Genomic DNA, 11,853 nt, shown 5'->3' on the forward strand with positions numbered 1-11,853 from the left:
CAAACTGTTAATTTTTATAAAACCTTACCATATTCATGACCTCAAGCGAAATCAGAGCGCAGTTTTTGAACTTTTTTAAAGAAAAAGGCCACAAAATTGTGCCTTCCGCACCCATGGTAATCAAAGACGACCCTACCTTAATGTTCACCAACGCAGGCATGAACCAGTTCAAGGAGTTTTTTCTTGGAATTGGCAAGGCGAAGCACAACCGGGTCGCCGATACACAGAAATGCCTGCGGGTGAGTGGTAAGCATAACGATTTGGAAGAGGTTGGCAAAGACACCTATCACCACACCATGTTCGAGATGCTGGGCAACTGGAGTTTCGGCGACTATTTTAAAAAAGAGGCCATTCAATGGGCGTGGGAATTGCTAACGGACGTATTGAAAATCGACAAGGACAGCCTGTATGTATCGGTGTTTGAAGGAAGTGAAGATGACGATACATTGGAGATGGACAACGAAGCCTTTGATCTATGGAAGGCCATCGTACCCGAGGATCGAATCATCCTAGGGAACAAGAAGGATAATTTTTGGGAAATGGGGGATCAAGGCCCTTGTGGCCCCTGTTCCGAAATACATGTCGATATCCGCTCCGCTAAGGAAAAAGCGGAGGTATCCGGGGCTTCATTGGTGAACCAGGACCATCCGGAAGTGGTAGAGATTTGGAACCTCGTCTTTATGCAATACAATCGAAAGGCGAACGGACAGCTGGAGCCATTACCCGCCAAACATGTCGATACCGGCATGGGCTTCGAGCGTTTGTGCATGGTGCTGCAGAACGTGCGCTCGAACTACGATACCGATGTCTTTACACCGATTATTCGGGAGATAGAGACCATCACCCATACCGATTACGGAAAAGAAGGCGAAACCGATGTCGCCATTCGGGTGGTGGCAGACCATATTCGGGCCGTAGCCTTTTCCATTGCAGACGGGCAATTGCCAAGTAATACCGGTGCAGGCTATGTTATCCGTCGTATCCTGCGGAGGGCCATCCGGTACGGATTTACTTTTCTTAACACCAAACAACCCTTTATGTATCGCTTGGTGAAGGTGCTCACCGATACCATGGGCGAGGCCTTTCCGGAATTAAAGGAACAACGGCAACTCATCGAGAACGTTATCAAGGAAGAGGAACATTCATTTTTGAAAACCTTGGAGCAGGGACTCTTACTCCTGGAAAATATCATTAGGAAAAACAAAGGTGAAACGGTCGACGGACGAAAAGCTTTTGAACTCTACGATACCTATGGTTTTCCCATTGATCTGACGGCTCTTATTTTGAACGAAAAAGGCTTGTCGTTGGATGAGGACGGATTTGGGAAGGCCATGAAGGAACAAAAAGACCGGTCCCGGGCGGCCTCCGAAATATCGAAGGAAGACTGGGTGGTATTGACGGAAGACCTGGAGCAGGAGTTTATAGGCTATGATTTGCTGGAAGCCGACGTAAAACTGACAAAATACCGAAAAGTTACCTCCAAAAAAGAAGGGGAACAGTACCAAATGGTATTCAACCTTACCCCCTTCTACCCGGAAGGGGGCGGGCAAGTAGGGGATAAAGGCTATCTGGAGGCCCCGAACGGCGATGTCATTTACATTGTCGATACCAAGAAGGAGAATAACGAGATCATTCATTTTGCAAAAGGGTTGCCGACAACTACTTCGGACACCTTTAAAGCGGTCGTTGATAAGAGACAACGCGAGCGAACGGCCGCCAACCATACCGCGACCCATTTATTGCACCAGGCATTACGGGAGATTTTGGGCCCCCATGTCGAGCAAAAGGGCTCTGCCGTGCATTCCAAATACCTGCGTTTCGATTTTTCACATTTTGCCAAGCTGACTCCGGAGGAATTGCGTGCGGTGGAGAATTTTGTCAATGCGCGGATCGAAGGGCACCTGCCCCTGCAGGAAAACAGAAACGTCCCAAAGGCAGAGGCGTTGAAAGAGGGCGCCATGTCGCTTTTTGGGGAGAAGTATGGCGATACAGTACGTACCGTCCGTTTCGGGCAGTCGATTGAACTGTGCGGCGGGACCCATGTGCGGAATACGGCCGATATATGGCATTTTAAGATTCGTTCGGAGGGAGCCGTGGCCGCCGGTGTTCGCCGTATCGAGGCCATTACCTCCGATGCGGTCAAGGATTTTTTTACCGAGAATTACCGAATGCTTTTCGAAATCAAGGACCGTTTGAACAATGCACAGGACCCTTTGAAGGCGGTGGAGGCGTTGCAGGAGGAAAACACCCGTTTGAAGAAAGAGGTCGAACACTTGTTGAAGGAAAAGGCAAAAGGTCTAAAAAGGGAACTGATCACCGAGCTGGAAGCGTTCGATGGTGTGCAATTCCTTGCCAAGAAAGTGGAGTTGGATGCTGCCGGTATCAAAGACCTCTGTTTTGAAATGGGCAACCAGCGGAACGATCTTTTTCTACTTTTCGCGACCGAACAGAACGGAAAGGCACTCCTTTCATGCTATATCTCGAAGGAGGTGGTGGCTTCAAAAAACCTGCATGCCGGCACCATCGTTCGGGAGCTTGGTAAGTATATCCAAGGTGGCGGAGGCGGACAACCGTTTTTCGCTACGGCCGGAGGCAAGAATCCGGCTGGAATCAAAGAGGCACTGGAAAAATCCCGGTCCTACATCGTATAACATTGTTCCCGCTTCCTTAGCAAAGGACCTGAACGGCATTACATACTAAAGATGATTAAAAAAGTAGTTTTTACACTGTTGTTCATGGTCGCTTGCAAGGATGTCAAACCACCTGAATCCAAAAGGGGTCCGGAAATAAATGCCCCCGAGGCGGTGACGGTCAAGGGAAAGTTGACCACCTCCGATTCGCTTAGGCTACGGGAATATGTGGTGCGGGCCTACGCCGCGCCATTGCACTCCAGGGAACATCAGGCATATCTAGACTCCGCCCTGCTGATCACCCCGACCGATGGATGGCTTTGGCAACAAAAGGCAATGCCCCTCTATAAGACCCGAAAATACCAATTGGGAAAGCCTTTTTTGGCAAAGGCGGTGGAGCATGACGCCGGGAAATGGTTGGAATACAGTGGTTTTATAAAGTGTATTTTTTCCAAGGAATACCAGGAGTCGATAGACGAGCTGATGGAGGCTACGGAAAGGTTCGGCGATGGCTATGTCATGGATCATACCTATAATTTTTATATCGGACTGGATTACCTGCAACTGAATGAGTTTGAAAAGGCAAAGGAATATCTGATTAGGAGCAAGGAACAGCAACTAAAGGATTTTCCAAACGACCCACCAGAGGAAGCCTGCCACTATCTCGACTGGTTTTACCTAGGAATAGCCGATTTCGAAATGGGCAATTATCAAGAAGCCATTCAAAGTTTTGACCGGTCCTTGATGGGTTATGGAAATTTCGGTGATGCGCTCTATTTTAAGGGCAGAAGCATGTCGAAATCAGGGGATACGGAACAAGGTAAATGGGTCGAGCAAAAGGCTTTCGAATATTCCGATAACACCATCAATGAGGACAACGCCATCTACGAGATCTATCCCTATCAGGTATTTCACCGATTGAACCAAAACGTGCGGCCCAAAACCCCATGAAACTGCGAACGGAAATCCCGCTACCACCATCGGATGGTCCCATCGACTATCGAAGTCGATTATTGCTGCTAGGTTCTTGCTTTTCGGAGCATATCGGGAGTAAGCTAAACTACTATCAATTTCAGGTCGTTCGAAATCCGTTTGGGATTCTCTTTCATCCGAAGGCCATCGAAAATCTGATCGATCGGGCGGTCAACGACAAAAAATACATTGAGGAAGACCTCTTTTCCCTCAACGGTCAATGGCATAGTTTTGATGCCCATTCCGATCGGCGTGCCAGTTCCGACAAAAAACTGATGGATCAATTGAACCACGGGCTAAAAACGACCTTCGATCAACTTCGACAAAGTACCCATGTTGTCCTGACTTTAGGGACCGCTTGGGTGTACCGCCATTTGGAATCGGATCGCATAGTAGCCAACTGTCACAAGGTACCCCAACGGGAATTCGCCAAAGAACTGCTTTCGGTCGGCGAAATTGTAGAAAGTTTAAAACATATCTTAAAGTTGGTACAATCTAAGAATGTCAATAGTCAAGTGGTATTGACCATTTCGCCGGTACGCCATCTCAAGGATGGTTTTATCGAAAATCAACGTAGCAAGGCACACTTGATCACCGCGGTTCACGAGCTGCTGTCAGTCGGGACGGAATCGATAAATACACACTATTTTCCCTCCTATGAAATTATGATGGATGAACTTCGGGACTATCGCTTTTATGAGCCGGATATGGTGCATCCGAATCAGGTGGGAATTCAGTACATATGGGAAAAATTTCGGCAAACGTTCATTTCCAGTGAAGTATTCGGAATAATGGACAAGGTGGAGGAGATTCAAAAAGGGCTAGCCCATCGGCCTTTCAACCCCCTTTCGGAGCAACATCAGGAATTTTTAAGGTCCTTGGAGCGGAAAATTACGTATCTTGAAAAACAGTACCCTCATATGCGATTGGGGTTTCCCAACTAGCAAGGGAGTCAATATAGCGGGCCTGAGAGCGATAGTTGTACCTAGGAATAAGCCGGAAGATTTGAATTAAATGAAAAAGTTACTTGTTGGCATCCTCATCACCCTGGCAGTGGTACTGGTGTTTCGTTCCTGTATGGAAGATCGGCGTAAGCAATCCATTCTACAGGAAAATTCCATGTTGATACAACAGCAAATCGACAATGTATCCAAATTGATCGTGATCGAGGGTCATTTTGCCGAGGTCTATAACTACAAAGATTCCCAGGAGCTTTTCGGGCCATTGATCACGGCCGACAAGAAGGCTTTGGTGGTCGTAAACGCCTATGTTACGATTGCCTATGACCTAAGCCAGATAGAATTCGAGGTCGATGAGGCGACCAAAACCTTACGTATCAAAAGCATTCCCGAACCGGAAATAAAATTGAATCCCGATTTTGAATACTACGATGTAACGGCCGATTACCTGAACCCCTTTACCGCTTCCGATTACAACCAGATAAAGAAAAATGTAAACGCTTCCCTAATGAAAAAGGTACAGGCCTCATCGCTGAAAAGTAATGCCCAAAACCGCCTAATAAGCGAATTGCAGAAGTTTTACATCCTGACGAGTTCACTGGGATGGACATTGGAGTATAGGGGCGAGGTCGTTGAACAAAACTTTCTTCGTTTACCCTTCCAGGATTAGCGGTTGAAAACGGGCGGCAATAGGTAAAGTCGTAGATGTACTGGATTCAGGTACCGTAATTTTTCTTAGTAGGCCCCCCGTAAGCCACGAAGCTTCCGACCCACTGTTGGCCCCCGGTATCCCTTAAACTATCGTTAAAGGGATTTTCAAAATGCCCTTTTGTTGCTACATTGACAAAAAATCAACATATGCAACCTAATAAGACAGAAAATCAACGAAGAAATTTTATCAGGTCTACGGGAATCTTAGGAGCCGGATTACTGCTCCCCAATCTGCAACAGGCAGCACCTACGCCAATGCCCTTGAACGATAACATTCATGAATTTGGAAAACGGGAGGGCTATACCGACCAGGTCAGCATCCTAGTCTCCATGATGGATTGGATGCGAAGTGTGGTCGAAAGGGATGTGCGGGGAATCAGCCAAAAAGAGATAGATTTCCTCTTGGACGATCGATCGAACACCATCGGGGCCATGTTGATCCATCTGGCCGGTACGGAACGCTATTACCAGATCGATACCTTTACCGGAGTTCCTAGAAAAGAACTCGGTTATGGTCTGAGCGATCAGGAATGGAATGCTGCCGGTAATTTGGGGGCGGAAGGACGTAAAACGTTCAAGGGAAGACCCCCTTCGTTCTATTTGGATACCTTGGCCGAGGTCCGGGCGTTTTCACTGGCCGAGCTAAAAAACCGGGGAGACGATTGGCTGATGGAGTCTACCACCTTCTTCGGGGGTCGGCCTACGAACAATTACTGCAAATGGTTTCATGTGGTCGAACACGAATCGAACCACAATGGGCAAATTAGATACATCAAAAGTAGGGTGGACTAATCGTTTTCTTTGACGGGAAAGACGCTAGTTAAAGAGCTTTTTTGCCCAGGAGATATATTGCTCCCAATCATAATCCATCACATCATGCCCACCACTGCGAATATGGTACGCAAGGGTGTTTTGGATAGGTCGGTCGACCGCCGGTAGCTCATCGGTGGTGATTCCCGCTTTACCGTACAAGCCGTAAATCGTAGAGGCATAATAGGCCGCCAAAAATTCTCCCTTGGGATCTGCCCATTGGTCTTCGACCGCACTGGCTACATAGAGGGGTCTTGGGGCGATGAGCGCCAAGAGTTGATGCTGGTCGGCAGGGAGTTGTTCCTCCTTCCCATTGTACTGTTCGAAGGCATCGGCAAACCAATGGGGGAATGAATGGTTGATGCGGCCCACGGTTTCCCCGAATTGTCGTTTGGAAAGTGCCGCCCCGCCACAACCGGAGTCGTTACTGATAACTCCCGCAAACCGGTTATCGGTGGCTCCTGCCCAGAGGGCTGCCTTGCCCAGGCGGGAGTGTCCGAAGATGACGACCTTCGAGATATCACCATCGTTTTCGAGATAATCCATGGCGCATCGTAGCCCAAAGGCCCATGCGGCGATGCTTCCCCACTCGTTGGTTTCGGGTCGTTCCTGTCCCTCCTTGTAGAACAGGGCGTGCAGTCCGTCGGTAAAGTCATTTTTGTCAGGATCCACCTCCCCGTAGTAGATAGTTGCCAATCCAAAACCGGCATCGATCATCTTTTCGATGGCCCATCGGTTGGTACGCTTTCCCCGAGAGGCCTCGGTGGCTTTGTTATTGGAAATTTCCAACGCCTCATTGTTTTCGTTCCACGCGTCGGTAATCAATACTTTGGGGTCATGGGTCACGGTATGGTTGCCATGAAAGTTGTATCCCAGAAAAACAGGGGCACTAGGGCTTCCTTTTGGCAAGTAGAGCAACAAGTTGAAGTTCAGGGAACGCTTATTCTTCTCCAGCGTAATGGCGACCTGTTTGCGCCGTGCCTTTCCATTGACCGCGCTATCGTCCTGTTCCAACAGTTTAAACGAAAAGGCGTCCAAGTTTCCGGGTACCCTTCCGTAGACCTCTTCCTCGAAAAATCGCAACAATTCCGGTCTGCGTTTGTCTTCCCATTGTTCGGCCTTGGTAATTTTTTCCCCATTAAAAGTCGTCAAAAGGTCGGGTACCTCGAACTGGGGCACCTTACTTTCATCGTAGTTGGGTTCGAATTGTGTGAAAGCGGATTGCATCATACACGTAACGGCCAGTAAAATAAAGACTGGTTTCATCATAAAATTGGTTCGTCAAATAGGTAAGGGAGCTACTAAGCTACTAAACTTTTGTCGACTAAGGCCAAACCATCATCGATCAAATGCCCTACTTTTGGATTATGTTGCTTTACCGTTTCAAGATGTTGCACGATTTCTTCGGCAAAATCGATGTCCCCATTGTTTTTCGCCAGCTCATATAATTCGACCGATAACAACCAGTCGTTCGGATAGGCCATTTTTATTTCATCGAACACCTTGTGTCTCGAAATGGTAGTGTTTCTCCCTTCCCGAAACTCCCGTACTTGTTGATAATACTGAATGAGCTTTCGCCTTGCTTCCGACAGTTGGGGTTTGATGGTGGTCGAGGAAATTTCATGGGTGACCAAATCAAAACTGTCGGTATCGGCCGGACCGTTGAAGGCGGAAACGATATGTTCGCCCACGGCCATATTGTACAGCCGATCGCTTGATTCGAAAATGATTTTGTTCTTATGGGTCACTTTGCAGTTTTGGAAGGTGATCAGAATGATTTCGCCGCGTAGGTTTCGAGTACCTGTGATGATCTTGCCCGTAATCTTCATGTGGCCTTCAAACTCCAAGGTTACGGTTTGCCCTTCATAAATATTATAGGCTTTTAAATCCCTGGGGCTCATATCCTCTATGGCAAGATTGATGCCTTTCAAACGCCCTATCGGCGATCCGAAGCCATCGTAATGGTTGGCGATACCGTGTCCTACCAGTTCTTTTTCCCTATAGGCGAGCGCGGTGGGTCCTGTCGTCTGAAAGAATACGGGCTTCCGGTCGAAGGCAATCACCTTTTCGAAATTGCCGGATACCTGTAGCCCGGTACTCAGTTCGATGGTGCCCAATTCCCTGGAATCAATGAGTTTCTGTAGTCCGTCCAGTCCACCTTTTCGCAGTGCCATCGTATTGGCGAATTCCTCCAAAACCTGGCTAAGGAAGGCAAAATCCGGGGTCACGAATAGTTGGGGCTGGGGCTTGGTAATATCGAAGGAAGTGGTGGCCGCTTCGATGGAATAGGGTATTTTTTTCACCTTATTGGTCATGCACCAAGCGCTCTCCCCAATGGAAGAGAGTAGTCCCGCCCCATAAATCCTGGGATGCTCTACGGTACCGATAAGGCCGTATTCCACTGTCCACCAATGCAGGTTTCTGATAAGGGCCATCTCACTGGGTTCGCCCATATTTTGCTGGAGTTCCTCGATATGCTTTTCGGCCTTTTCGATGTCCTCCCGGGGCGTGCCGGCCGCTTCCTTGATAATCGATAGGTAGCGTACGGCTTCATAGAGTTCAAAATCCTTTGCGCTGGAAATGGCCTTGCAGCCGATTTCCCCGAACCGCCTCAGGTATTCGGCGTATTCGGGATTCGCAATGATAGGGGCGTGTCCTGCACCCTCATGAATAATGTCGGGGGCAGGGGTATATTCGATATTTTCCAGCTGCCGGATATCGGAAGCGATTACCAATACATTATATGCCTGGAATTCCATAAAGGCCGCGGGAGGAATAAAACCATCCACTGCGACGGCGGCCCATCCGATTTCCTTTAGAATACGGTTCATACCATACATATTCGGGATATGGTCGATTGATATGCCCGTTTTTTGGAGTCCCTCCAAATAGGAGCTATGCGCTACCTTACTGAGGTAGTCGACATTTTTCCGCATCACATAACGCCATACCGCTTGATCGATAGCAGTATAGTCCCCGTAATTCTGGGGTTTGATATACTGCCGCAAATGCACTGGCAGCTTATCTAGGATGGGATTACTTTTATATAGCTGTGCCATTGTTGCGTTTTTTTGATTTATGTCATGGGAAGGCCTTGCGCATCAAAGAGTTCCCTAAAGGTAAAAGCCTGGGGCGATGGGCCCACTTTTAGGTAAAGGTCGAGCTTCTCTTTACCTTCCTGGATCGTGGGAATTTCATTCTTCGCAACCCACCACATTACAAAATAGGGTTTTCCGATAGGTTCGAACCACTGCTTTTTGTTCTTTAAAAAGTAGCTGTGTACCGTGCCGTATACAAAGTTTTTAAAAGAATCCATATTTTCCCAAACACTCATGTTCATGGCCATCATCCCATCATCCTCGAAGGGGGAGGGAAGGTATGACGAGGGCAACCCGTCTTCGTCCTTTAATCGCCAGATGAACCCTTCGCTTTCCTCGGCCAACTTGTTGACAGGCTCTAGAAAATCCACAAATTCCTTCATGGAACGGTCGCCCAGGGGAGCTTTGAACCGGGAGATATTAATTTGAGCTAAATAGTGATTCATCCTTACCTATTTTCTAATAAATGTACATAAAAAGGGATAAAGAACGTATTAAATAAATTTATTAAGTAAAAATTCCTTTTATAAAGAATTATAAAGGAAAAATTTTACTTTTGAATTCAGCAGGAAAGAGAATCAGGAAAAATGACGCCATCAAAATTGGATCACATAGATCGTAGCATCCTTCGGCTTTTGGAAGCGGATGCCAAAATGAACATCAAGGAAATCGCGGAGCGTTTAAATATGACCAAAACACCGATTTACGAACGTATTCGTCGAATGGAAAAAGAAGGATTTATCAAAAAGTACGTGGCCTTGTTGGACCGTTCCAAGATTGAAGGTGCCATTACCGTTTTCAGCTTTGTTTCCCTGGAGGCCCAAAAAGGCAAAATGATGGACGAGTTTGCGAATAGTATCAAACAGTATCCCGAAGTGGTCGAATGTTACGTAGTGGGTGGTGAGTTCGATTTTCTTTTAAAGATCATTGTAAAGGATCTGGATGCCTATTTTCAATTCTCAAAGGACAAAGTGGCTTCGTTACCCCACATTGGTACGGTAAAGAGCGCCTTTGTGTTGAACGAACCAAAACACACAAATCGTTTTCCCCTGCTTTGACAAAAGGTCGTGCATATTGTAGGGAGGGGGATTCCGAAATCGGCAATCGTACCACTCTCACAATTAAAATCCCTTTGTTCCGGTAACGGGATTTTTTGATTTTTTCGGGATATGTATGAATAGGGTCTCTTAATTCACGGCGACCGCATTGGGCGGATACGCCTTCATGATTTCGGAAACGAATTCCCGGATACGTTCTTCTTTTTTCTCGATGTTCCTGATGTTGTTCAGGGTGCCAACACCTCTACCCTGCCATACCAGGGATTTGCTTTTGGTGTCGACCAAGTCGATGTAAAGAGAGCCTTCGGTTCGGGTACTGACCTGGCTTCCGCCCCAACCGGGACCCCAGCCCCAGCCCCAACCGGGACCCCAGCCCCAGCCGGCACCCCAGCCCCAGCCCCAGCCGCCCCAACCGCCCCAACCCCAACCGAAGTTGTTGTTGTAGACGTCGACCTGCTCGCGCTCTTTGGTAAAGATGCTGACCAACATATCGGGATTGTCAGACTTGGTAAAGCCACGGGTAGCCATCTCATCTTCAATGGCCCTCAATATGCGTTTTTTATCCAAATCGGAGATTTGGGCCTTGTCAATGCCTGTTTTTGAAAAAGCATAGGTTTTATACTCGTTAAAGTCCGCTTCCCGGTCGTAATCCGTCAGCACCCTAACCGAGGTACACGAACTCAGGAACGCTAGCAACAGCAGGGGTAGTGCCAATATTTTCAATGCCTTCATATCAATTTTTTTAATGGGTTATGGTAGTAAATTTACTATCCAATTTGCATCAATAATCATGCCGAAACACGCTCTTTTTTATTGCGAATTGGTTTTGGGATCGTAGCCGTAAGGACAGTGCCTACAGCCACTTTCACAGCAATAGCCCCGTTTGAGATGATACTGGGCGGTAAAAACACGATACCCGTTTTCCGCCCAATAAAAATCGCCTTCCTCCAAGGGAATCGTTTTTTTCATTCCTTTCGATTAGATACCGGGGAACAGCGCTCCCGATTATAAATTTGACGGATACCATCGTTGCTCGACCAAGTACCCCGTCTACGAACGATAAAAACCTTGAATGGTCCTCTCAAAAGGACCTTTTTTTCCGGTCTGTCCTACCCCAAAATTACTCCATTTGTGTTAATAAACGACCAAACATCCGACACAAAACGTACATTTTATAGGAGTTTATACGGTTTTCATCCCACCGGAACAATTGTTGGAAAGAATTGCCTGTTGATACCAAAAGTGCCTTTTTAACAATTATCTTTGAAAAAGGCCGTTTAAATGATGTATTATGATACTAGTCTTTAAACATCTTTTTTACCGTAACTACGTCGGACTCTCCGTATGGCCGTTCATCATTTTAAAGGATGATGCCTTAAAGGATGATACCGTCTTGATCAATCACGAAAAGATCCATCTAAAGCAACAACTCGAGTTGTTGGTACTCCCTTTTTACCTCTGGTATGTGACCGAATGGTTGGTGCGTTCCCTATTGCTTCTCAGTTTTTATCGCGGTTACCAGAATATTAGTTTTGAACGTGAAGCCTATTTCAATGAGCACGATCTGGACTATCCCGAACAGCGGAGCGTTTTTAGCTTTATTAAATATCTTTAG

At 47.1% G+C, this 11,853-nt stretch carries 12 protein-coding genes; 7 read left to right on the forward strand and 5 right to left on the reverse strand.

Going from position 1 to position 11,853, the window contains the following annotated elements:
• Positions 1–35 precede the first annotated feature (35 nt).
• The 5 genes from alaS to FK220_RS18840 all read left to right on the forward strand — a co-directional run bounded on the left by alaS (position 36) and on the right by FK220_RS18840 (position 6,064).
• Complete coding sequence (alaS, locus tag FK220_RS18820; protein WP_152575915.1) at positions 36–2,651, forward strand: alanine--tRNA ligase; 2,616 nt, start codon at positions 36–38, stop codon at positions 2,649–2,651.
• Between the two features lie 51 nt (positions 2,652–2,702).
• On the forward strand, positions 2,703–3,581 hold the full coding sequence (locus tag FK220_RS18825; protein WP_152575916.1) for a tetratricopeptide repeat protein: 879 nt from the start codon (positions 2,703–2,705) through the stop codon (positions 3,579–3,581).
• Positions 3,578–4,546 (forward strand): GSCFA domain-containing protein, encoded by a 969-nt coding sequence (locus FK220_RS18830; protein WP_152575917.1) that lies wholly within the window; start codon positions 3,578–3,580, stop codon positions 4,544–4,546. Before FK220_RS18825 ends, FK220_RS18830 begins: the two co-directional genes overlap by 4 nt.
• A gap of 70 nt (positions 4,547–4,616) precedes the next feature.
• Positions 4,617–5,231 carry a DUF4230 domain-containing protein gene (locus tag FK220_RS18835; RefSeq protein WP_152575918.1) on the forward strand — a complete coding sequence of 205 codons (615 nt, stop codon included), beginning with the start codon at positions 4,617–4,619 and terminating at the stop codon, positions 5,229–5,231.
• A gap of 188 nt (positions 5,232–5,419) precedes the next feature.
• A complete protein-coding gene (locus FK220_RS18840; protein WP_152575919.1) occupies positions 5,420–6,064 on the forward strand; it encodes a DinB family protein in 645 nt (214 codons plus the stop codon).
• Positions 6,065–6,088: 24 nt separating this feature from the next.
• Here the strand turns inward: FK220_RS18840 and FK220_RS18845 are convergent, their stop codons facing one another.
• The 3 genes from FK220_RS18845 to FK220_RS18855 are packed head-to-tail and all read right to left on the reverse strand — an operon-like array spanning position 6,089 to position 9,626.
• Positions 6,089–7,351 carry a glucuronyl esterase domain-containing protein gene (locus tag FK220_RS18845; protein ID WP_152575920.1) on the reverse strand — a complete coding sequence of 421 codons (1,263 nt, stop codon included), beginning with the start codon at positions 7,349–7,351 and terminating at the stop codon, positions 6,089–6,091.
• A gap of 32 nt (positions 7,352–7,383) precedes the next feature.
• Positions 7,384–9,141 carry an aromatic amino acid hydroxylase gene (locus tag FK220_RS18850; protein ID WP_152575921.1) on the reverse strand — a complete coding sequence of 586 codons (1,758 nt, stop codon included), beginning with the start codon at positions 9,139–9,141 and terminating at the stop codon, positions 7,384–7,386.
• A 17-nt stretch (positions 9,142–9,158) separates the two neighbouring features.
• Entirely contained in the window at positions 9,159–9,626 is a 468-nt protein-coding gene (locus FK220_RS18855) for a DUF3291 domain-containing protein (RefSeq protein ID WP_152575922.1), read from the reverse strand.
• Positions 9,627–9,767: 141 nt separating this feature from the next.
• On the opposite strand from FK220_RS18855, the gene FK220_RS18860 reads away from it, so the two are divergent.
• Positions 9,768–10,238: an Lrp/AsnC family transcriptional regulator gene (locus FK220_RS18860; RefSeq protein WP_152575923.1), complete on the forward strand. Its 471-nt coding sequence runs from the start codon at positions 9,768–9,770 to the stop codon at positions 10,236–10,238.
• Between the two features lie 129 nt (positions 10,239–10,367).
• On the opposite strand, the gene FK220_RS18865 is transcribed toward FK220_RS18860, so the two are convergent.
• Positions 10,368–10,970: a DUF4136 domain-containing protein gene (locus FK220_RS18865; RefSeq protein WP_152575924.1), complete on the reverse strand. Its 603-nt coding sequence runs from the start codon at positions 10,968–10,970 to the stop codon at positions 10,368–10,370.
• A gap of 78 nt (positions 10,971–11,048) precedes the next feature.
• On the reverse strand, positions 11,049–11,207 hold the full coding sequence (locus FK220_RS18870; RefSeq protein WP_166205002.1) for a DUF5522 domain-containing protein: 159 nt from the start codon (positions 11,205–11,207) through the stop codon (positions 11,049–11,051).
• Positions 11,208–11,529: 322 nt separating this feature from the next.
• Here FK220_RS18870 and FK220_RS18875 point away from each other — a divergent pair, with 322 nt between their 5' ends.
• Positions 11,530–11,853, forward strand: coding sequence for a hypothetical protein (locus tag FK220_RS18875; protein WP_152575925.1), 324 nt, complete (start codon positions 11,530–11,532; stop codon positions 11,851–11,853).

The organism is Pelagihabitans pacificus (assembly GCF_009371985.2).
In the GTDB taxonomy this organism is placed as follows: Bacteria; Bacteroidota; Bacteroidia; order Flavobacteriales; family Flavobacteriaceae; genus Pelagihabitans; species Pelagihabitans pacificus.